This window comes from Pedobacter jaeyakensis (genome assembly GCF_054461315.1).
This window is the reverse complement of record NZ_CM136921.1, coordinates 4090268-4113000: the sequence shown is the minus strand read 5'-3', so window position 1 is coordinate 4113000 and position 22733 is coordinate 4090268. Positions and strand designations below refer to the sequence as shown.

At 40.5% G+C, this 22733-nt stretch carries 14 protein-coding genes; 6 read left to right on the top strand and 8 right to left on the bottom strand.

Annotated features, from left to right (window positions below; all coding sequences use genetic code 11):
• The first annotated feature begins 65 nt into the window (after nucleotides 1–65).
• Nucleotides 66–4550 (top strand): beta-L-arabinofuranosidase domain-containing protein, encoded by a 4485-nt coding sequence (locus ACXZ1K_RS18195; RefSeq protein WP_458971108.1) that lies wholly within the window; start codon nucleotides 66–68, stop codon nucleotides 4548–4550.
• Between the two features lie 40 nt (nucleotides 4551–4590).
• Nucleotides 4591–4911 (top strand): hypothetical protein, encoded by a 321-nt coding sequence (locus ACXZ1K_RS18190; protein ID WP_458971107.1) that lies wholly within the window; start codon nucleotides 4591–4593, stop codon nucleotides 4909–4911.
• A gap of 29 nt (nucleotides 4912–4940) precedes the next feature.
• Here the strand turns inward: ACXZ1K_RS18190 and ACXZ1K_RS18185 are convergent, their stop codons facing one another.
• The gene (locus ACXZ1K_RS18185; RefSeq protein WP_458971106.1) at nucleotides 4941–7631 is read right to left on the bottom strand and encodes a family 78 glycoside hydrolase catalytic domain; all 2691 of its coding nucleotides are present in this window, start codon (nucleotides 7629–7631) and stop codon (nucleotides 4941–4943) included.
• A gap of 42 nt (nucleotides 7632–7673) precedes the next feature.
• Nucleotides 7674–8141 (bottom strand): PaaI family thioesterase, encoded by a 468-nt coding sequence (locus tag ACXZ1K_RS18180; protein ID WP_458971105.1) that lies wholly within the window; start codon nucleotides 8139–8141, stop codon nucleotides 7674–7676.
• Between the two features lie 145 nt (nucleotides 8142–8286).
• Here ACXZ1K_RS18180 and ACXZ1K_RS18175 point away from each other — a divergent pair, with 145 nt between their 5' ends.
• On the top strand, nucleotides 8287–8856 hold the full coding sequence (locus ACXZ1K_RS18175) for an adenylate kinase (protein ID WP_458971104.1): 570 nt from the start codon (nucleotides 8287–8289) through the stop codon (nucleotides 8854–8856).
• Nucleotides 8857–8865: 9 nt separating this feature from the next.
• A complete protein-coding gene (gene obgE / locus ACXZ1K_RS18170; RefSeq protein ID WP_458971103.1) occupies nucleotides 8866–9873 on the top strand; it encodes a GTPase ObgE in 1008 nt (335 codons plus the stop codon).
• 8 nt (nucleotides 9874–9881) lie between these two features.
• Here the strand turns inward: obgE and ACXZ1K_RS18165 are convergent, their stop codons facing one another.
• From ACXZ1K_RS18165 to ACXZ1K_RS18145, 5 genes are all read right to left on the bottom strand, one after another.
• A complete protein-coding gene (locus ACXZ1K_RS18165; RefSeq protein ID WP_458971102.1) occupies nucleotides 9882–11126 on the bottom strand; it encodes a TCR/Tet family MFS transporter in 1245 nt (414 codons plus the stop codon).
• Nucleotides 11127–11162: 36 nt separating this feature from the next.
• Complete coding sequence (locus ACXZ1K_RS18160) at nucleotides 11163–14009, bottom strand: COG1470 family protein (protein WP_458971101.1); 2847 nt, start codon at nucleotides 14007–14009, stop codon at nucleotides 11163–11165.
• 17 nt (nucleotides 14010–14026) lie between these two features.
• On the bottom strand, nucleotides 14027–15517 hold the full coding sequence (locus ACXZ1K_RS18155; RefSeq protein ID WP_458971100.1) for a hypothetical protein: 1491 nt from the start codon (nucleotides 15515–15517) through the stop codon (nucleotides 14027–14029).
• A gap of 2 nt (nucleotides 15518–15519) precedes the next feature.
• Nucleotides 15520–16338, bottom strand: coding sequence for a hypothetical protein (locus tag ACXZ1K_RS18150; protein WP_458971099.1), 819 nt, complete (start codon nucleotides 16336–16338; stop codon nucleotides 15520–15522).
• 157 nt (nucleotides 16339–16495) lie between these two features.
• Complete coding sequence (locus ACXZ1K_RS18145) at nucleotides 16496–17035, bottom strand: hypothetical protein (protein WP_458971098.1); 540 nt, start codon at nucleotides 17033–17035, stop codon at nucleotides 16496–16498.
• Between the two features lie 317 nt (nucleotides 17036–17352).
• Here ACXZ1K_RS18145 and ACXZ1K_RS18140 point away from each other — a divergent pair, with 317 nt between their 5' ends.
• On the top strand, nucleotides 17353–19926 hold the full coding sequence (locus ACXZ1K_RS18140) for a glycoside hydrolase family 38 C-terminal domain-containing protein (RefSeq protein WP_458971097.1): 2574 nt from the start codon (nucleotides 17353–17355) through the stop codon (nucleotides 19924–19926).
• A gap of 8 nt (nucleotides 19927–19934) precedes the next feature.
• Here the strand turns inward: ACXZ1K_RS18140 and ACXZ1K_RS18135 are convergent, their stop codons facing one another.
• The gene (locus ACXZ1K_RS18135; protein WP_458971096.1) at nucleotides 19935–21011 is read right to left on the bottom strand and encodes an aminotransferase class V-fold PLP-dependent enzyme; all 1077 of its coding nucleotides are present in this window, start codon (nucleotides 21009–21011) and stop codon (nucleotides 19935–19937) included.
• A 419-nt stretch (nucleotides 21012–21430) separates the two neighbouring features.
• On the opposite strand from ACXZ1K_RS18135, the gene ACXZ1K_RS18130 reads away from it, so the two are divergent.
• Nucleotides 21431–22657 carry an MFS transporter gene (locus tag ACXZ1K_RS18130; protein ID WP_458971095.1) on the top strand — a complete coding sequence of 409 codons (1227 nt, stop codon included), beginning with the start codon at nucleotides 21431–21433 and terminating at the stop codon, nucleotides 22655–22657.
• Nucleotides 22658–22733: the final 76 nt, after the last annotated feature.

Below are 22733 nucleotides of genomic sequence, written 5' to 3'. Positions count from 1 at the left end.
AATAAATGTCGTACCAGTTCGTACCAGTTATATTTTTTATATATTTGAAATATTAAACACACTATATGAAACCACATTGTCTCTTTTATTCCCTTGCTTTTGTAACGGTTATTTATTCAGAATCATTTGGACAAAGTTCTTTGGCCACAACCCGTACGCAGCTTTCTAAAACTTACAGGGCAAATATCCATGATGGATTTTGGAGTCCGAAGTTTGACACCTGGAGGAAAACTACTGCGAATGATGTACTCAATAAGTTTGAAGGCAAGAACCTTCCTGCAGCGGATCAGGATAAAAACAATGTATTTAACAATTTTGATAAAGTTGCTAAGGGTGAGCTTAACGGTGGACATGCAGGTTTGCCCTGGTTTGATGGGTTAATTTATGAAAGCATAAGAGGAATTGGTGATTTGATAGGTGAGTATCCGGATGCAGCACTTCAAGCACGCCTGGATGGTTATATCGACCGCATCTATGCGGCTCAGCAGGCAGATCCTCAAGGATATTTAAATACATATACACAATTAATGGAGCCCAACCATCGCTGGGGAGATAATGGTGGTATGTTACGATACCAGCATGATGTTTACAACTCAGGCATGCTGATAGAAGCCGGCGTTCACTATTATAACGCAACCGGTAAAACAAAGTTATTAAAGGTTGCCACCAGGTATGCCAATTACATGAGCAGTTTGATGGGCCCCTTGCCTAAAAGAAATATCGTACCAGCCCACTCAGGCCCAGAGGAAGCTGTTATGAAATTGTATTGGTTATACAAGCAACACCCCGAACTTAAGGCCGAAATAGGCCTGCCTGTAAACGAAAAAGCTTACTACGATCTTGCCAGATTTTGGATTGAAAACAGAGGGAATAATGTTGGGTTTCCGCTTTGGCAAACTTGGGGCGCGGAGAAGTCTGAAAGCTGGATCAAAAATCAACGATACAAGGAAATAAATCCGGGTAATGGGAACCGGCCAGCCTGGGGTGATTATGCACAAGACTCGATACCTCTTTTTAAACAGAAAACTATAGAAGGACATGCGGTACGTGCTACGCTATTGGCAACTGGAATTGCTGCGGTAGCTTTGGAAAATAGTTCCCCTCAATATATTCAAACGGCTGATCAGCTTTGGGACAATATGGTTGGCAGAAGAATGTTTGTAACGGGCGGCGTAGGAGCCATAGCTGATGATGAGAAGTTCGGACCCGATTACTTCCTTCCAACTAATGCCTATTTAGAGACTTGCGCGGCAGTAGGCGCAGGATTTTTTAGTCAGCGCATGAATGAACTTACCGGTGATGGAAAATATATGGATGAGTTTGAAAGGGTACTTTACAATAATGTACTTACAGGCGTTTCACTTTCTGGCGACAACTATACGTATCAAAATCCACTCAATGCACACAACCATTCCAGGTGGGACTGGCATTCCTGCCCCTGCTGCCCACCTATGTTCTTGAAAATGGTGGCCGAACTGCCAAATTATATATACGCATCAGCTGGTAACCAACTCTTCGTGAACATGTTTATTGGAAGCGACTCAAAAATCAGGCTCGCTAATAAAACAGCGGTAGCCATTTCCCAAAAAACAGAGTATCCCTGGAAAGGTAAAGTCAGCGTAGAAGTAAACCCTGAAAAGACGGTTGCTTTTAATCTGAACATCAGAATCCCGGGTTGGGCAAGAGGTAAAGAAAATCCTTATGGATTATACCAATCTGATCTGGTTTCTTCTTACAAGTTATTTTTGAATGGTAAGCTACTAAAAGCAACCTTGAAAAATGGCTATGCCGTAATTAACAGAAGTTGGAAAAAGGGCGATCGTGTTGAGCTTGAGCTTCCAATGCAACCTCGTTTTGTGACTGCCAACCAAAAGGTAAATGACTTAAGAAACATGGTGACCATTGCTTCAGGACCAATTGTTTACAGCGTAGAAGCGGCCGACAATACTGATCTTGACAGAATCCAGATTGATACCACGGTAGTAATGCAGGTGAACCATCAGAATAAGCTACTGAACGGGGTTAATGTGGTAACCGGTAAAACTGTTGCTGGTCAAAACTTCAAAGCTATTCCTTATTATGCTGTTGGTAATCGCACTGAGAAAGGCTATAAAGTTTGGCTTCCTACTTCAAAGAGCGGCAGCATAAAAGTAAACGGTAATAAAGTGGAAAATAAGATAAGTCCGCTGATTTATGGATCTAACATAGAAGATGTAAATCATGAAATATATGGCGGATTCTATGACCAGCGTGTTTTTGGAGAAAGCTTTGAAGAACCGGCTACAGGTGTAAATCTTAAGGACTGGCAACGGTATACGGGTTATTGGACTGCAAAAGATGGCGCAGTTACCATTATTCCCGGGCGCTATACAAATAGTGATGTAAAAATGAACGGGATACATGCCATAGGTGTGGAGCCCGATCAAAGCGCTAAACTTATTTATCAAAATGCAGTATTTTTAAATGGGAGTGTAGAAGCAGAAATCAGATTTTCCGGAAAAGGAGAAAGTGGAGGCTTGTTGGTGCGGGTTGCAAATGCTGGTGTCGGGAACGACAATTTTGATGGGTACGAAATCAGTTTAAGTAGCGATGGAAAAAGATTGTTACTGGGGAAACACAAACAAAATTTCACATTCCTTAAAGAAACCGCCGTAAACGTTGATCCACTGGCCTGGAATAAAATTAGCGTGGAATTTGAAGGTGCCCAATTGAAGATTTCCCTCAATGGCAAACTGGAGTTATTGTTCAATGATGAGGGCGAAACATTGCCTGCGGGAAAGGTGGGATTGCGCACCTGGAGATCGCCAATTGAGTTTAAAAATGTTGTAGTAAAAGCTTCCGGAAATGCGGATCAGTTAAAGCTAGTCAACCATGCGGACGAGCAAGTGAGTTACAATTGGGATGCTATTCGTTCTGAAACCGCGAAAGTGACTTTTATGTTGGATAGTACTTCAGCTTATAATGGGAAAAATTCTCAGGTTATCAATTACCTGTCGGGAAGCGGAAAGGTAGGAATAGCGAACCGGGGTTTAAACAGGTGGGGAATTTCTGTTCTTCAGAACCAAAGGTTTCAGGGCAGGTTGTATTTAAAAGGAGAGAAGTTGAAGGGGCCGGTAACAGTAGCAATAGAAAGTGCGGATGGGAGTAAAATTTATGCTTTGAAAAAGTTATCAGGTATTTCAGCGTCCTGGAAGAAATTCTCCTTTGAGCTGACAACAAACACCAATGATCCAAATGCCAGGCTAACAGTCTATATAGAATCGAAAGGAAAGCTCTGGGTTGATCAGGTCGTTTTGATGGGCACTGGAACGGAGCAATTTAAAGGGCTTCCTATCCGTGCAGACATTGGTAATATGCTGGTAAATCAAGATGTGACTTTTTTACGTTATGCGGGTACGATGGTCAACTCGCCAGAATACAAGTTTAAAAATATGATTGGCGATCCGGACTTGCGGCCGCCTTACCGTGGCCATTGGAACCACTATACTACAAATGGTTTCGGGATTGAAGAGTTTCTTCAGTTTTGTGAAGCGACCAATATCACACCTTGTTTCGCTGTTAATATTTATGAAACACCTCAAGATATGGCAGATATGGTGGAGTATCTTAACGGTGATGTATCAACGGTATGGGGAGCAAAGCGTGCGAAGAATGGGCATGCCAAACCGTATGGTGTAAAGTATATTGAGATTGGGAACGAAGAGGTTATTTTTAATGGCGATAGCAAGAAAGCTTATGAAGAATATGTTTCAAATTTTGAATCACTTCATAAGGCGATGATAGCAAAAGATTCATCTTTGAAGTTTATACAAGCGGCTTGGTGGCGACCAGAATCACCAAATATGGAATATGTTTTCAAAGCGCTCAACGGAAAGGCAGATTACTGGGACTTGCACGTTGGCGGAGATGATCCCCTTTCTGGAATAGAAACGGATAAGCAACTCTCCCTTATGCTGCAAAAATTTAAAAGTTGGGATCCGCAAACACGGATGAAAATTGCTGTGTTTGAAGAGAATGGCAGCAAACATGGTATACAACGGGCGCTGGGACACGCCACTAATCTTAACGCAATAAGAAAACATAGCGAATCTGTGTTGACTTCAAGTCCGGCAAACGCATTGCAGCCTTATTTGCAGAATGATAATGATTGGGACCAAGGACAGATTTTTTTTACTGCTGACAAGGTTTGGGGGATGCCACCATTTTACTCGCAGAAAATGCAGTCAGAAAATCATCTTCCGCTGCGAGTGGAGGCGCTTACGGATGGCTCTTTAAATGTTACTGCAACGCGCTCCGAAGATGGGAGAGTACTGGCTTTACATGTTGTAAATACATCTGAAGAGTTAAAAACCAGTATAGACATTAGCGGGTTTGACCGGCAGACAGAGCGAGCAGATGTTTATGTTTTATCGGGAGATTTGAATGCCAAAAATTCACCCACAGATCCGGAGAAATATCAAACGGTACATACTGTGGTCAACTTGCCTATAAAAGACCCGGTTTATGTTTTTCCGGCAAATTCTTACACGATTATTAAATTTACAAGATAGGCGCAAAGTTTGGGACAATCTTTTTTACCTTCGTCCCATTATGGGTTATGCAAAGGAAAGAGCCAAGCTGGAAAAGCTGATAAATAAGTTGGACGTTATACATACTTATGACCAAAAGAACATGGCCATATTGGAAGACGTACAGGAAAATTACTCACACACAGTTAGGATCTTAAAAAATAAAGCGCCTGAATTGTTTCTATCTCTTTATAAAAACGAGTTGCAAGCAGTAAAAGACGGCAAAATAGCAGTCAAAGAAAGTGTAGAAGAAGAACCAAGACAATCCAATTTCATCCGTTATAAGGAGGCCTTATTTAGTGCATTGACAGAGACTATCATAGTGACGAACCAAACTGTTTAACAACGGGGAATAATAGCTTGTAAGAAACCTTATAAGGTTTCAAATCGGTATATCCCTGATTTAAACTCCAATTCATACTTGTTGTTTATTTTATTTGCAGAGGTGATTTTTCCTGACACATCTTTTATTTTCGTTTGATTTTCTGGTAAAATAAAGCTGGCGGTGGTATTTGCAGGAATTTCAATCAGGATCTCCAGGGTTCCGTTTTCATTCCTTTTCCATTCTGAGCGAATTTGTCCAAATAAACTGTTGTAGGATGATTTGCAATAAGTTAAACTTGAAATGGTTTTGGGTGCTAAAGTGAAGTGTTTCATACCCGGATCGCTGGGATTTACTTTAATCCCGCCGAGAGCAGAGTAGAACCACTCAACCACGCTTCCAAACATTGGATGACTCTTAGATCCATCGCCATTCCAGGACTCCCAGAGTGTACTATTTTTTTTATCTAATAGATATCCAAAACCGGGGAAATCTTTTTGGGTCATTATTTTATAAGCAAGATCATCCCGGTCATTTTGAGAAAGAACTTTTAGAAGAAGCGGAGTTCCCAGGATACCCGTGTCAAAATGATAGTTGATTTTATCAAGGTGGGTTAGTAAGGAATTGAACACCAAGGGGTAATTGTCCTCTGACACCAGGCCAAAGGCTAAAGCAAAAACATCGGCTCCTTGCCTGCCTTCCCAGTATGTTTTTGTGGAACTGTTGTAGTAAGCCTTGTTAAAGTTTGTTTTGATTTCTTTGGCCAATTTTGTTAACCTTAGGTAATCATCATTTTTGCCAAGTGTTTTCGCAACTTTTGACATAATATCAGTTACATGATAGTAGTATGCCGTATTGACGAGAGGTTCAGGAACCTGAATAGGGGTCGGGGTGCACCAATCGCCAAGACACCATCCATTTGGCTCTTCTCTTGAAATTAATCCTTTATCGTCTGCTCTTGTTTCCAGGTAATCAATCCATTGTTTCATTCCTGAATAATGTTGTTCGAGTATTTTAGCATCACCATAATAGGCATAATATAGCCAGGGCATGATGACATATGCAGAGCCCCAGGCAGGGCCGCCGCCACCTCCGCTAAATGGTGCGGTATGGGTAACAAAGCCAGTTTTTTTGTTTCGGGCATCATCAATATCATCGAACCACTTGCGGTAAAATTGAAATAGGTCAAAGGAATAGAGTGCACTTTCCATAGCCACTTGTCCATCGCCTGTGTATCCAAGTCGTTCTCTGTGTGGGCAATCACTACTGATGCTGCCATGAAAGTTGGCATTTTGGGTTTTTAAGTAGGAATTGTTGATGGTGTTAAGAAAGGGGTCAGAACATTCAAAGGTTCCGTTTGATTTTACATCAGTATGAACGTCTCTAATCTTTAAGCTGTTCTGATCAAGAACGACATCGGGAGCAGTGACTTCAATTTTTCTGAATGCGTGCCAGGTAAATTTTGGTTCCCAGCTTTCCATTGAGCCACCTTTTAAAGTATAGGAGTCAGATTGTCCATAGTCATCACCCTCCTCGCTGATGTACCTTAACTTAATGCGATCACCAGCTTTTCCTTTAATATTTATTGATGCCCAGCCTGCAACGGTTTCATCTAAATGATAGACATAAACCGAGTCATTTTTTTTACCATCAAAACTTGGGTTTAAAGTACGGATGATTTTATCATACGGAGCATTTTGTGGATGCAGACTACCCGATGGTGGCCTAATCAAAATTGCTTTTTTCCAGTTTGCATCTTTAAAACCTGCTGTATTCCATGAACCTAGGTCTCTTCTGGCATCATATTTTTCGCCGGTAAAAATGCCATCTTTTAGCAAAGGCCCGGTTGTAGTTTTCCAGGTATTGTCTGACAATACCTGACTGGTAGTTCCATCAAAATATTCTATTTCGAGTTGAAAGATAAATTTGGGAAGGTCATACCACATGTCGCCCTCTACTCTTCGGTCGCGCTGATTGTACCAACCGTTGCCCAACAGCATACCAACTGCATTTTGTTGACCGATGCTTGCGGTGACGTCAAAAGTGTTGTACAAAACACGTTGGGTAGATTGATCATCGTAAGGGTATAAAAGCTTTTTTAATGATCTTTTATCATAGTTAGTGACTGCCGGAGCTAAAACCTGATCGCCGACTTTTTTGCAGTTAAGAAAAAGCTCATAGAAGCCTAGCCCGCTCACATAAATTGTGGCGCGCTTTATTTTTTTCTGAACTGAAAACTCTTTTCTGAAGAAAGGGGCCGGATAGGTGATGGCAGAGTCTGGGTAAGGATTTTCAAATTGCCCTATCCATTTAGCTTTCCAATCAGTTGGCTGTAATAAGCCCATAGACCAGGAGGCATTTTTACTCCATGTGGTTGGCTGGTTTTTTTCATCCCAGATCATTACTTTCCAAAACAGTTTCTTTCTGGATGTTAGTTGTTTACCCTTATAATACACTTCGATTGAATTCGATGAGATAACTTTACCCGTGTTCCAATAATCGCCTTTATCCTGTTCGAGAAGCGCTATGCTGCTGGCCACCAGGATTTGATAAGCACTCTGGGTTTTCGAAAGAAGTTTAGCGCTTAGTTGCCAGCTCAGAGTGGGGTGTTCACTCTCGATGGCTATAGGGTTTGCCAAACTGTTGGTTTTAAGATTTACAACTTGCAGTACGCCCGGTTTAGCTAATAAAATATAGGGTAGCAAGAGCAATCCTAGCAGGGGAACAGATTTTAATTTCATTTGATGTTGTGTCCAAATTCTGCTGAATATAGACAAAATTATTTACTCTGCGCTACCGCGTTCCTTGACCAATATTTCCGTTTTTAGCATGTTGGAGTATCCTCTGGCAATAATTCGATTTTTAGCGATATGCCAGATTTCGCATTGCACGTTGATGATTTGCCTGCCTGCTTTTATAATTTTTGTTTTGGCCTGAATGACCTCACCAAGTTTTGCGGTTGCGAAATAATCAATTGCATTATTTACCGTGGTGTAAAAAAATGCCCTGCCCATGCAGATTACCGTGGCTCCGATTGCATCATCTATTATTGCTGCGGTGATGCCACCGTGAAGGGTTTTCATTGGATTGGTCATTTCTTCACGGATGATGTATTCAAAGGTCAGTGAATCATGCTCTACCGCCCTTACAACCGGAGAGAGCCACTTCATGAAAGCAGAAGGGGAATATTGCAGTGGCTGATCGATTTGGTCAATCAGCATCTGTTTTGATTTATTGTTATTTGTATCCATGCTATTTTATGAGTGTTGGAGAGCATTCAAACTTCGGAATTAAATGGTATACTCTTAATAGGAAATACCACTTTACTGAAATAATCATATATTTGCAGGCCTTCTGGTATTTTCAGAAGCGCTTTTCACTTTAAAGACACCACAAATGCTAAATCTTGTTCTCTTCGGCCCACCAGGTGCAGGCAAAGGCACTCAATCAGAGAAGCTGATCAGTAAATACCAGTTGATACATATCTCAACAGGGGATCTTTTCAGAGCACATATTAAAAACCAAACAGCTTTAGGTCAGAAAGTAAGTGCATTAATTGCAGAGGGACAGCTTGTACCCGATGAAATTACAATAGCGATGCTGGAAGAGGAGGCAGATAAGAATCCTCAAGCTAATGGATTCATCTTTGACGGTTTTCCACGCACTGTACCTCAAGCTAAAGCTCTTGATGATTTTTTGGAAAGTAAAGGAAGTGCTATCGCGGGAGTAATTGCACTTGATGTTGATCAGGACGAGTTGACCAAACGGATTGCACAAAGACAGCTGGAAACAGGGCGTGTAGATGATCAGGCAGATAAGCTTAAGAAGAGGATTGAGGAATATTTTGATAAAACTATTCATGTTTTACCATATTATGAAGCGCAGGGGAAATTGAGTAAAGTGAATGGCATTGGCAAAATAGAAGATATTTTTGCTGCGCTGTGTGCACAGGTTGATCAGTACTAAAATTTAATAATGTCTCAAGGTTCCAATTTCGTTGATTACGTAAAGATTTGTTGCCGTTCAGGTAAAGGCGGAGCAGGTTCTGCGCATCTGCATAGAGATATACGTACATCTACTGGCGGTCCGGATGGTGGTGATGGTGGCCGTGGTGGCCATATCATTTTAAGAGGTAACACACAATTTTGGACGTTACTGCATTTGAAATACCGTAAACATATCATCGCTCCAGATGGCTTGCCTGGATCAAGTGGAACATCTACAGGGAAATCTGGTAAAGATGAAATCCTTGACGTTCCCCTGGGAACCATCGCAAAAGATGCGGAAACCGGAGAGGTTTTGTTTGAGATTACTCAAGACGGTGAAACAAAGATATTGACTGCCGGAGGACGCGGAGGACTGGGAAACTGGCATTTCAAAACGCCTACATTGCAGACGCCACGTTTTGCCCAACCCGGTGAGGCCGGCAAGGAGGAGTGGATGGTACTTGAATTAAAAGTACTTGCCGATGTTGGGTTAGTTGGCTTTCCAAACGCAGGAAAATCAACACTATTGTCTGTAGTTTCAGCAGCTAAACCTGAAATAGCAGATTACCCCTTTACGACATTGGTCCCAAACTTAGGGATCGTGTCCTATCGCGATAGCAAATCCTTTGTCATGGCAGATATTCCAGGAATTATAGAAGGTGCCTCTAAAGGTAAAGGTTTGGGTTATCGTTTCCTTCGCCACATTGAACGCAATTCTGTTTTACTGTTCATGGTGCCGGCAGATACTGCTCGCAGCATTACTGAAGAATACGCTATATTAAAAACAGAATTGGAAGATTATAATCCGGAATTGATGCAGAAACCACATGTTTTAGCGATTACAAAATCTGATATGCTGGATGAGGAATTGATGGCAGAAATGAAGAAGGAACTTCCGAAAAATATACCTTCTATATTCATTTCTTCTGTAGCACAAAAGGGATTGGTTGAGTTGAAGGATATGCTTTGGCTTGCAATAAATGCCGAAGTAGAATAACCGTTGTACTAGTTGGTCTCTGATTGATCGGCTCTGTTTATAAAACTATCTTTTTTCATCGACCAGGCAGCAATCCACGCACTCAGCAGCATCAATACAGCTCCTGCAAGAAAAGGGGCACCGGCGAATTTTACAGACCCTTCGGGTCTGGTAAACCAGGAGAACAGGTAAGTCATTAACAATGGGCCAATAATAGAAGTAGCGCTCATCAAGCTGGTTAATGCACCTTGTAATTCACCTTGTTCATTTTGAGGAACATTACTAGACATGATTGCTTGTAGCGCCGGACCAGCAATACCACCCAGGCAATACGGTACCAAAAACGCAAACATCATCCAGCTTTGTGTTGCGAAAGCAAATAGGAGAAGACCTAATGCGTACATCCCCAGGCCAATATAGATGCTTTTCTCGTTACCCAGCTTTGGGTTGATAAACCTGATTAACCCACCTTGGACAATTGCTATTAGGAAGCCAACTGTTGTTAGGGAAATGCCTATGGTAAAAGGACTCCATTTAAACTTTTCGATATTTACGAAGGTCCAGGTACTCTGTACTGCATGACTGGCAATATATACAAATACAAGCGAGACCACCAAACCACCTAAACCCTTATATTTTTTGAGTTGTAGCAAAGAACCGAGAGGGTTTGCTCTTTTCCATTCAAATTTGCGTCTATGTTCTTTATCGAGAGATTCAGGCAATACGAAATAACCATAAATTACATTGACTAATGTAAGAATAGCGGCGGCTACAAAAGGCACTCTTGGTCCCATTTCTCCCAGCAGGCCTCCAATTGCTGGGCCAATTACAAAGCCCAATCCAAAGGCAGCACCTATCATTCCAAAGTTTTGCGCCCGGTTTTCATTCGTGCTGATATCTGCAATATATGCAGTTGCCGTGGTAAAGCTGGCGCCAAATATGCCTGCTATGATACGCCCCAAGAATAACCACCAAATGGTAGGTGACAACGCAAGGAAAATATAATCAATACCAAAGCCGAACAGAGATAGCAACAGCACTGGTCTCCGGCCATATTTGTCGCTTAGATTTCCGATTATTGGTGCACAAACAAACTGCATGATTGCATAGGCAAAAGTTAGCCATCCACTCCATTTAGAAGCCTGGCTAATGTTTCCGCCGATTAACTGTTCAATTAACTGGGGAAAAACAGGAATAATAATACCTATACCAATTACATCAAGTAGTAGTGTGACAAAAATAAAACTGAGGGCTGCTTTGCCGGATTTAGCCATATTAGGAGATCAATGTTGAGACTGCAAGATAATATTTTATTTTTCCTTTTCTTTCTCCCGTTCGCGCTCACGCTCTCTTTCTCTCTCTTTAGAGGAGTTGAATTTTTTTGTTTCGATTTTACGGTCTTTTACCTTAATCTGAAAATCTACTTTAGCTGCTTTATCTGGATCTAAATGGATGCGGACAAAGTTTTTAGGGACCGATAGCTCCATCAGCAGTTCTTTGGTGTCTATTGCAATCGTATAGTCCCCTGCAGGCAAGTAAAAATTATATAGTCCATTGTCATTAGTTTTGGTGTGGAATACGTCGCCCTGCTCGTTGGCAGCCAGTAATGAGATTCCGGATTTATCTTTGAATATCTCGTAACTCATTTCATTGAACAAAAAGCTGATTTCTCCTCTTACTACACCGGTTTTGCTTAGTGGTAAGGCTATGGTCATGTATTTTCTGTTTAATAGAACAGATTTTTCTGGCATATACCACTTGCTACCACCCGGGATTGTTACCGTGTGATTTCCTTCAATGAGGTTTTTATAAGAAACTTTTCCCTTACTGTCCGTAATGAACGCGATACCGTCTACGTAAACAATTTGGTTTCTTGCGATGGAATCCTTCGTGTCGTAGATTCCGTTAGGATTAATGTCTCTATAGAAAAACAGCGTCAGCGTATTGTGCTTTATTCCAATTCTCTTAGCAGGTAATTTTTGATTTATCCCGATTTGAAGGTTATTGTAGTTGTATTGGAATTGGTTAAAATTGTATTGTGTTCTGGCCAGGGAGGTAAATAGTTGGGTTTGAGGGGTCATTTGATACTCGGCACGACCAGTGATTAACCAGCTTTTCCCTGCTGTTGATACCTTATTGTATGATATTCCTGCCTCTACTCTTGTGCTGTTTCTAAAGAAGCTTTTTTGTATCGTAGGAGTGATGTTCAGGCTGGTATACTGTCCGTAATTGTGTAAGAAATTGTTTAATGTTTCACTAACGAAAAAAGTTCCGAGCTGATAATTGGCCATCAGGCTAAACATTCCCCATCTGTAGTTTCCATTCAACTTCATTTGGAATCGGCGCCCTTCCGTAAATGAATTTTTTGACAGTCCGCCTTCAAAATTGAAATACATCGACTGTCTGGATTTTGTATCGAGGAAATTGATTTGCGACGACAATCTCCAGGCCTCAATTTTTGCGCTAATTGACTCATTTTGGGATAAGGAAAATATGCCGGTTTCAGTAACGAAAATAGGTGATAATGAAATGCTGAGTTTATTAAACGTTTTAGAAACTCCAATTTCTGACCTCGAAGATCCATACATTGTGGTGTAGTTCAAATAGCTTGATAGATATCTCGGCTGGAAGTTAAAGTAACTATATCCAACCCAAACACTGAATTTTGGGAAAGAGTAAGTTAGACGTTCATTGAAAATTGAAGAGCCTTTCCTCAAGCCGGGATAGTAAGCCGAACTCATCGTGTTAGAACTATTGATAAACAATTTGCCAATTTTTCCATCAAAGCCAAATGCGCCTAAATATCCATTTTTCCTGTTCTGTGGGTTATTCATCTCATTGGTTGTTCCTCCGTTTATGGTAGCGGACAAACGAAAGTTTTGTTTGGTTATCCATGAAATTTCATTTCCAGATAACATATTGTCAGACAGGAGAAATGGGTCCTTATTGTAAACGACAGTATTTTTTATAGCAAGATTTTTCCCGTTGTGTTCAAATTTCCCCCATCCTGACATTCCTGTATCATAAATGTAGTGCCCAGGGCCGATTAGATTAGAGGCATTGTCTACATAACCAGCTTCATAACTGTTTGTTCTTGCTGTATCAATCAGGAATGCGGTTGCTCCCCGGCCATTCAAATTAAGATCGAAATTTCGCGTAATATTTCCTGCGGATATACCCGCATTGTGGCTTTCGAAACTGATATAAGTGTTGCGCAAATAGGGCTGACTGGGACTTGCGTTGAAAAAGGTAGCCTCTACATTGTATCCGATTCTGCCATAAGGGAGATCAAATGCGCTCCCTCCAGAAAGTTGATAAGCAGCGAAGTTGCTGCCGATGTTTTGAGAACTCAGGCTTATTGCATCACTGTAGAATCCCTGGTAGCGTTCGGTTAATAATTCAGCATTGTTGAATCTCGTATTTTTTAAAGTTTGCACATCGATATTGGTCTGTGCAAAAGCATCGCCATTTAAGTAAATGCCCATTAGCGTTATCGAAAAGGATTCAAACTGGAGCAAATCTTTAGTAACCCTTTTATTCACATAAATCAGCGTGTCCTTAAATGCTGATAGCGTAAGTGTTTTGGTATTGTGAAATCCTCCATTTTGCAATGAAGAAGGAAAGCGGGCGATAATGTTAACCTTTTGGCTGGTATTTCCTTCATTGACTACTCTTACGGGTATTCTAATTGAATCGCCGGCATTTGTAAGTATTATCGACGAAATTTGAGATACTAAGGAAACCTTTCTGCGGGATGCTACCTGTAAGGTACATGTCTGTTTTTCTACTGTTCCTTTTCCGTCTGTTAAGGAGAATACTATTTTATAATCAGTTCCCGAATTGAGTTTATCCGGGATAAACAATTTGATCGGCACAAATAAACTGTCGCCTACCTGGAGTTTAAAAGAAGTTGAATCTTTTGATAATAAGTTTAATCTTTTGTCGGAGGTAATTTTTAGGTGTCCCTCGGAATAGGTATTGGATTTATTATAAATTTTTACGTACATACTGGCCAACTCCTTGCCCGTTATTTTGATTTCAGATTGTGAAAGTGTGAAACCAAGGGTTGAGTTTGCTTGCTGGGCCTTGCCGTAACTTGACTGCAAAACGATTACTGAGATCAAAATGAGGATTTTAATCGACAGCCATTTTGCCATATATTCAAGTTTTTCGGTCACAATGGAAGTACTACATATATAACTTGGGTTGCGTAACTTCCGCTGGGAGCAGAATTGATCAAACTATTATTGCCGGCAATCGTATATTTCAGGGTATAATCCGTTGTTTGGTAAGTATAATCAAGCATCGAGTTCGTGATGATCGTTTGATCGGATGTGGAAAGGCTCCTCGTGGTTGTGATAATTCCAGGCTTGCCTGTCGGTGGCGTTGTCTGTAAAGAGACTACAGAAACAGGAATGGTGTTTGATCCATTTATCAAATTTGCATCAGATGCTTTAATAATTACCTGGTAGGCGGTATATCCTACCACACGTAAGCCATTAGTTTTGGTAACTGATACCCCAGTGGTGTATGTTGCCGGGGTTGAATATTGTAGCGACACGTCAGGATTTGTCAGCGTGACCGTATAATTCAAACTACTTGCATAGGTGATCTGAAAGCTCAAATTTGCATTTGCGGTTGAAACCAGCTGATTATTTTGATTATATAAACTCAATGTAACAGGGCAGGTATATGTTCCAGCTGTTGTTGCAAGCATAAGTGGAATGCCCCCTTGTATAACCATATCAAACTTTTGTTCAGTATAATTATAGGCTTGGAAAGCGGCGTTAGATTGGGTGATCAGGTTAACGTCAGACATACTTAGCGGCACGGCAGAATTGCTGATCCCGATTGCCGCCGCTGATGGGTTCCCTTGAGTAACCCGATTGAATTTTAAAGAGACATACTGCGGCGCAACAGAACTGAGTCCATTTACAAAATTTCCATTAGCCCTGATTTTTAAACTCCATCCTATGCAGTTTGCCGCATTTGGATTGTATTGTAAAGTAAGGGCATCCACAGCCGTTCCGCCGCTTTGCACTTTCGCATAGGTATCAAAGTTATAAGATGTCCCACCTGCAGCACTAAGTGCGGCTCCTGAACAGGAATTGCTAAAGTTGACGTTGAATGAAACTGGGATTGCACTGTTTGTGGCTATCAACGCGCCAAGATTATTGTACAGGGAAAGGGTTAGGGTGGTGCTGAAAGTGCCCGTAGTGGAAACCAGAAGATGGCTCCCGCCTTGAATGATCAGATCGAATTTTTGAGCGACATAGTAGTCATTAGGTGCCGTTAATGCATTTGCTGTTGCAATAAGGTTAGTTGGTGTAGCAGTAAGGGGCACTGAACTTCCTGATACCCCACCTGGACCAGCATCTACACTGCGGAATTTAAGAGAAACGTACTGTGAGGCGATAGAATTGGAACCATTGGTAAAAGGTCCATTTGCTTTAATTTTTAGTGTCCAGCCTGCAGGAAGGTTGGTTCCGTATGGTATGTTACTGATTGTTAATGTAGTCTGACTATTCGTTGTACTACCAGATTGAGTTTCGGTATATGTATTGATATTTGGATCACCAGAATTATAGGATCCAAGAGTTATTTGTGCTTCAGTATTGAAAATAAAGCAAAATACCGGAACCATAATTAGCAGTATCCTTCTCATTTTCAGTACTCAAAATCAAGTTCCAAAACTTTCAACTCATCCTTATTTCCATAGTTGATCACAGCAGTGACAGCGTAATTCCCCTTTTTTAGATCCTTTGGTAACTCTTTTAATAAAACTCTTTTGTCGCCGGGTAATGCTAAATAGGATGTATCGTCCATTTTAACTTTTTCTCCATTTTTAGAATTGATCATCTCCCATTTTACTTCACCATCAATCCATATTTTTCCGGTGTTCTCCACGTCAATTTCTAAAAAGCCCGGGGAGCCTGGGTTCTTGGCATCTTTTATATCTCTGAAATCTTTTACATCAATTTCCCGCTCGTCTGCTGTTGTAAAGCTGTGGTAGATCTTAATGCCCATTCTAACACTTATTTTTATTGAAGCACCATTTGCACCCTTCGAGCTCTCGGGGTTTGTCTGGGTAAAATAAAGCATCGCGGTACGAACCGGTATCGTTTTGTCTGCATTTTCTGGTACTGCCAGTTCAATGGAGAGCTCTTTACGTTCGTCTGGAATAACTGTGAAGAATGATCCGGGCAAAATCCTTACCCAGTCTGCACAGGACGTTTTTAAAGTTCCCGGTTCATGAAGCTGATTCGTTCCCGTGGAGTCATAATCCCAGTCGCCCAGGGAAACTGCAACTTCTAAATCGCGGCTAATGGGGTTGGTTACAATTACCTTTTGCATGCCTATTGCTCCTGAAGCCACCCGGTAGTATAGTTTTGGGGGACTGGCCGATATACCTGCCTGTCCACGGCTTTTTATACTAAAAAAGAGCAACAAGAAAGCTAGTATGAATTTGATTAGGGACAATTTCATGGCTGGAATAATTCGGCTTAACCAAGCATTTTCGCGTAACGAAACAGCCAGAATGATTGGTTTATGAAAGGTTAGTAATTATTTGATACAGGTATTAAAAAACTCCTGCCTTTTGAGCAAGAGTTTTTGTCTGACCAGAGTTAGGTCTGATATGTAATTAGTTTGGTGTAATGGTATAAGTAATGGTGGTAGCGTAAGTTCCAGCGGGCCTGTTGATTAAGTTTGCACTCGCAGTACCTGGTTTAATCATGTAATCAACCGCATATTTGGCACTTGTAGTACCGTTCGTAGCTTTGATGAAAGCTTGATCTGAGGTAGTTAATGTACCATCCATAGTATTTAATACTGGACCTGTTAACGTGGTGGTTGAACTGCCGAAAGTTGGAGTCAGTTTCACTGCGTTCAATGGAATGTCGTTTGCCGGAGTTCCTGACGTTAAAGCGCCACTGGCTTTAACTGAAATTGTAAACAGGCCAGTGCTTGAAATAGTTAGGTGATCAGTTATCGCTCCAGAACTTTTTCCATTTAGGTAATCCGGAGCAGTACTCAAGTTAATACTTACTGAGGCTGCACTTGCAGTAATCGTTTGAACGCCTGCTAAAACAACGTTTAAGGTAACAGGTGCATTTTGCGCTTTTGCTTTGTTCGCAGAGAACCCTATGATGAGCACAGCGGCCAGGGTAAGGAATTTTTTCATAAAAGTTTAGATTTGGTTGTTTAGTATTTCTCCATAAATCCAAATCCCAAGCCAGAATTAAAAACGCTTTTGTCGTATTCTTAAGCTTGTTTAGGGATAAGTGCAATAAGAATCAATTTCCTCAAATTGAGTATTTTGGGAAATATAATGCTCACCTGTTTTTTATTTTCAAGAACGATTTTACTGCTAAATTATTAATGCTCAGTAATGAATTAAAGGTTTTAAACAAATGACTGTAAACTAAAGCCTGGATTAATTTATTGCCTGCTTTAGATAAAGAAGGTTAATTTAGTAGCTGAAACACGCAACTGATTTAAATGAGAAAATTCTATTTGGTTACACTAATTGTTGCCTTTATTCATCTTGCCGGCATAACTCAGCTGTCTGCACAAAATGTCTATTTTATTGATGGCTACCATGGTGGGGTCTGGGGTCATTATCCTACAGGTTATACAACTTTTATAACAGATCAGATGGATAAGAATCCTTTTTGGCGACTCAACCTGGAAATTGAACCCGTTACGTGGGATGCCGCGAAAGTAAATGATGAAAGTGGGTATAAAAGGCTTCAAAAATATGTAAATGATCAATCTGTAAGCGGGCGAGTAGAATTCGTTAACCCTTCTTACGGACAAAGTTATTTGTTCAATATCCAGGGCGAATCTGTGATCCGGCAATTTGAAATTGGAATACAAAAAATCAGAGAACATTTCCCAAGCGCTACTTTCAATACTTATTCTTCCGAAGAACCTTGTTTCACAAGCGCATTGCCGCAAATACTGAAATCATTTGGATATCAATACGCCTCACTTAAAAATCCGAATACTTGCTGGGGTGGATATACTACTGCTTTTGGAGGGGAGTTAGTTAGGTGGATGGGTTCAGATGGATCTTCTTTGCTCGCCGTACCCAGATATGCGTCAGAAAGTTTCAAGAGCAATTCAACCTGGCAAACCATTGCCTGGAATAATGCACCTGAATACATAAGCGGTGCAAGGGCTCAGGGGATTTCTAATCCAATTGGCATGTGTATTCAGGATGCCGGTTGGAAAAATGGTCCCTGGCTGGGAAATTCTAAAAATTTCGAATACAAGACCTGGAGAGATTATATCGGAAAAGTCGCTGATAAAACTAAAGCGGAAACATGGAATTTCAATCAGGAAAACGTGCAGGTTAGCTTAGTTTGGGGAGCTCAAATTTTACAAAGACTTGCCAGAAATACGCGGATAGCAGAAAATAAGCTGATTATGGCAGAGAAGATTTACGCCATTAATGGGGCAAGCAAAGGTGCAAAGGGAAGGGCCGGTTTGTTCAAGACTGCTTGGGAGAATCTTTTGTTGGCACAGCATCATGATTCCTGGATTGTACCTTATAATATTGTTGATAAGCAAAATAAGCTTAATTGGGCGGATCAGGTGAAGATTTGGACCGACAATTCAAACAGACTAGCGGACACTATCTTAAGTTCTGAAGGTCTAAACAGCCTAAATTCGGCCGATCTTAAATCTACGATAACTGTTTACAACACCCTTGGTCACCCAAGAAAAGCATTTGTAAATGTTCCTTTAGCCAACGCTGATCAATCAAAGAAATATGCAATTAAGGGTGCCAATGGAAAGACCTACGCAACGCAATTGGTCGTCGACGAAAATGGAGCAGTTGACTTACTTTTTATGGCTGAAGTGCCGGCAATGGGTTTTTCCAGCTATCAGATCACGTATGCTACTGTTTCGGGAAAATCAGCTTCTTCAGTAATGGTCAAAAATGAGAATGATAACTATTTTATTCAGACTGACCTTTATCAGATTAAGCTAAACGCTGCTAAAGGCGGTGTGATCGAGAGTTTGATTGCAAAAAAAATGAATAATAAGGAATTGGTCGACAAATCTTCAAAATACAGTTTCAATGAAATGCGGGGATACTTCTATCAGGACAGCGCATTTTATTCTAGTTCCGATAAGCCGGCGAAGATAACTGTAGTAGAGAATGGACCTTTCAGGGCTAAAATCAAAATTGATGGATTTATAGCCAATCACCCATTTACGCAATATCTAATATTTACGCAGGGTGAACAAAGAATCGACGTTCAGACAAAAATAGACTGGCAGGGAAATCCGGGAATCGGAGAAAACTATTTTCAAGGTAAGGGATGGAAACAAGAGCAGTTGAAAAAGGCATTTTATAATGATAGTTTTAAGTTGTCGGCATTATTTCCTTTAAATATTACCGAACAGCAGGTCTATAAAAATTCTGCATTTGATGTCATGAAAAGCAATTTGAAAAACACTTACTTCAGTTCTTGGGACAGTATAAAAAATAACCTTATTGTGAATTGGGTTGATGTTGCCAATGCGAAAGGAGATGCCGGGATGGCATTGTTCACGGATCATACTACCAGTTATCAACATAACGAGCAAGGATTATTGGCGCTTACCTTACAGTATTCTGGCATGGGTCTCTGGGGAAGGAACTATACTATCAATGGACCTTCATCGTTCAATTATTCATTACTACCTCATTCAGCCTCCTGGGATAAAAGTAATGTATGGGGAGCAAGTCTGGCTTTCAACGAACCCTTACGAGTAGTTATTAAAAAGAAATATGAAATTAAACCCAGTTCTCAATCGCTCTTAAGCGTAACAAACCCTAACATTGAGGTTTCTTCGGTACAATTAATTGATGGTGTGCTATTGGTTCGGTTTTTCAATGCTTCTGAAAAAAAATCTCTAGTCAACGTTACATTAAACGCGAAAGCTAAACGAGTCAGTTTAGTTGAACTGAACGGTAAAATCAGGCAGGAAATCTTGAGATATGCTTTGGAAAATGGTGTGACAAAATTCGATATGAATATTCCTGCTTTCGGTATAAGAACTGTTAAATTAACGCTATAGGTGAAGGACTATTCGTCGTCGAGAACAGTTAGTAGTGTTTGCAGGTCTTTTTCAGTATTATAAAGATGAAAAGCAACACGTATACCCGGACCTCTCGGTAAGCAAATGATCTTGGATTCTGCTAATTGCATATATTTTGCGGCGGGTATATTTAAGTTAAATATAGAAGAATGACTATTCCTTGATTCCACAACTGGCGAAAGCAGGTTCCGTTCTTCAAAGCAGCGTTTGGCCTTCATCGCCAACGAACGAGCAGCTTTAGTGGTTTCCACAAAGTCTATTTCCTTAAAAAAAAGCAAAGCCTGGTTTAATGTGCCAAAAGATAAAGTATCCAGATGACCCGGCTCAAAGAAGTTCCCTAAAATTCCCCTGCTCTGCAAAAATGGTTCTTTTGGTTGAGGTCTTTTTCGTGAAGCAACATAAATCGATTCTACGGCCTGATCCTTTAACAACACAAAGCCGTTGCCGTACCCGGAGAGCATCCATTTATAGCCGCTTGACATCAGTGCATCTAATCCTGAAGCTTCAAAATCGAAGGATCGGCTTCCGCAAAATTGGGTGCCATCTGCAACCAGAAGCACCTTTGGAAATGTTTCTTTAATTGTTTTCAAAAAATCGAGCCCTAGCTCAATACCGCTAATGTATTGAATCAAGCTAAAGGCAAATACACTAGGCTTAAATTCTTTGATTTTTTTAATAATATTTTCTTCGATATTTTCAGAAAGTGAAACGTAATCACATACATAACCTCTTGATTCGATGGCATAGTTTACTGAAGGATAATCTTCTTGCAGCAGCAAAATCCGTTGGTCAGAACCTAAACCGCTTAAAAAAGTATTGAAACCAAAAGAGAAGTTAGGAACAAGAAATGTATTTTCAATTTTGGAGTTGAAGAAACCAGATAGGTTAACTTTGACTTCCTGAAGGAATTCTGCTTGCGTTATACGAAAACCACTGCCTTGATTAAGGAAGTTTTCATCGTGGGATCTTCGCCACTCGATCTGGTTTCGGGAAATAAGTCCTGAACTTGCAGTATTTAGATAGGTACACGTATTGAGTACAGGAAACTGATCAGGGAAATTCATGTGTAAAACAGATTTTGAATGTGGCTAAATTAGTGATTTGAACCCTGTTTAACAAGCACCTTCCTTTTTCAGGTATATCAGTATTAAATGTTCGTGATGACAGTAATTAATGCTATTGATCAATATAGTTAAGAAGTTTTTTTATGCTTTCTTCACTTTCCTTTAAGCATAACAAGTAATTTGTTAAGTGCCACGGACTGTTAAAACCATTCAATTCTAGTGAGGTAGTCGCTGTTTTTAAATTTCCAGACTTTAATTTGCAGTCAAATTGTAGTTCTTCCAATTCTGTTTTAAATGACATGAGAGTTTATATTTATGTCTGCGAAAATATCGATTTTTAGTAAATTAATTTCTTCATTTCTCTTTTTTTATCGCAGTTAGTTATATGCGTGCTGAATACTATATTTTAACTTTGCAATATGAATGAACCCGCAAAACTTAGTTCTGCCCAGAAGTGGATAATCTTTATTCTGGCGGTAACGCAATTCACGGTAATCCTGGATTTCATGATCATGTCACCATTAGGAGACTTTATGATGAAATCATTGTCTATGAAGCCCGCAGCATTTGGAGTAGCCGTTTCAGCCTATGCTTTCAGTGCAGGCCTGTCTGGATTGCTCACCGCAGGTTTTGCGGATAGATTTGATCGGAAAAAGCTTTTACTGTTCTTCTATATTGGATTTATTGCTGGTACGATTTTCTGCGGGCTCTCGCATAGTTATGTAGAGCTTGTTGCGGCAAGAATATTTACAGGTTTATTTGGGGGTGTGATTGGCTCCATATCTCTGGCGATTATTTCTGATATCTTCACGCTTGAACAGCGTGGCAGAGTAATGGGATACATACAAATGGGATTTGGTGCCAGTCAGGTTTTAGGGGTACCCATCGGTTTGTATGTGGCAAACCTTTGGGCCTGGGAGGCGGCATTTTTACTGGTGGCTGCGGTAGCAATTGTTATCGCCGTACTACTATTTTTCAAGCTCCCTCCGGTCAAAGATCACTTAAAATTACAGCAAGATAAATCTGCGTTTAAGCATCTCTGGCATACTGTTGGGAAACGGAATTACCGAATTGGATTTTCTGCAATGGCCATGCTATCCATCGGCGGTTTTATGATGTTCCCTTTTGGAAGCGCGTTTGCTGTTAATAATATTGGAATAACTGCAGGCCAGTTACCTGTGCTGTTCTTTATTTCCGGAATAAGTTCTTTGCTAATCCTGCCTATTATTGGTAAACTAAGCGACAAGATCAGCAAGCTTAAAATCTTTACCGTTGCCTGCGTGTGGATGATGGTGATGGTTATTGTATATACAAACATGGGCACAACTCCTTTTTGGTTGGTTGTGATACTTAATATATTAATGATGATGGGTATCATGAGCCGGATGATTCCCGCTACTGCGTTAGTCAGCGCTGTGCCGGACATGGCAGATAGGGGCGCTTTTATGAGTATAAATTCATCAATGCAACAGATTGCAGGGGGTGTTGCTGCAGCAATTGCCGGTTTAATCGTTGTTCAGGATCATAAGTCTGCCCCCCTTCAACATTATAACATTGTTGGCTATTTGGTTGTGGCCATTTCTTTAATAAGCATTTATCTCCTTTACAGAGTTACGATGTTGATTAAGGCGAAAACAACGTCTTAGTAAGATTAATTCTAAATAAATTTTGAAACCTAAAGAAAACACAGTTTCTTTGCGTTCAATTGAGAATTAATCTAAA

Bases quoted from the DNA above. Each gene is read 5' to 3' on its own strand.
- ACXZ1K_RS18145 (WP_458971098.1), bottom strand. From the start codon at position 17,035: ATGAAAAAATTCCTTACCCTGGCCGCTGTGCTCATCATAGGGTTCTCT.
- ACXZ1K_RS18140 (WP_458971097.1), top strand. From the start codon at position 17,353: ATGAGAAAATTCTATTTGGTTACACTAATTGTTGCCTTTATTCATCTT.
- ACXZ1K_RS18160 (WP_458971101.1), bottom strand. From the start codon at position 14,009: ATGGCAAAATGGCTGTCGATTAAAATCCTCATTTTGATCTCAGTAATC.
- obgE (WP_458971103.1), top strand. From the start codon at position 8,866: ATGTCTCAAGGTTCCAATTTCGTTGATTACGTAAAGATTTGTTGCCGT.
- ACXZ1K_RS18135 (WP_458971096.1), bottom strand. From the start codon at position 21,011: ATGAATTTCCCTGATCAGTTTCCTGTACTCAATACGTGTACCTATCTA.
- ACXZ1K_RS18195 (WP_458971108.1), top strand. From the start codon at position 66: ATGAAACCACATTGTCTCTTTTATTCCCTTGCTTTTGTAACGGTTATT.
- ACXZ1K_RS18175 (WP_458971104.1), top strand. From the start codon at position 8,287: ATGCTAAATCTTGTTCTCTTCGGCCCACCAGGTGCAGGCAAAGGCACT.
- ACXZ1K_RS18185 (WP_458971106.1), bottom strand. From the start codon at position 7,631: ATGAAATTAAAATCTGTTCCCCTGCTAGGATTGCTCTTGCTACCCTAT.
- ACXZ1K_RS18155 (WP_458971100.1), bottom strand. From the start codon at position 15,517: ATGAGAAGGATACTGCTAATTATGGTTCCGGTATTTTGCTTTATTTTC.
- ACXZ1K_RS18180 (WP_458971105.1), bottom strand. From the start codon at position 8,141: ATGGATACAAATAACAATAAATCAAAACAGATGCTGATTGACCAAATC.
- ACXZ1K_RS18165 (WP_458971102.1), bottom strand. From the start codon at position 11,126: ATGGCTAAATCCGGCAAAGCAGCCCTCAGTTTTATTTTTGTCACACTA.
- ACXZ1K_RS18190 (WP_458971107.1), top strand. From the start codon at position 4,591: ATGGGTTATGCAAAGGAAAGAGCCAAGCTGGAAAAGCTGATAAATAAG.
- ACXZ1K_RS18150 (WP_458971099.1), bottom strand. From the start codon at position 16,338: ATGAAATTGTCCCTAATCAAATTCATACTAGCTTTCTTGTTGCTCTTT.
- ACXZ1K_RS18130 (WP_458971095.1), top strand. From the start codon at position 21,431: ATGAATGAACCCGCAAAACTTAGTTCTGCCCAGAAGTGGATAATCTTT.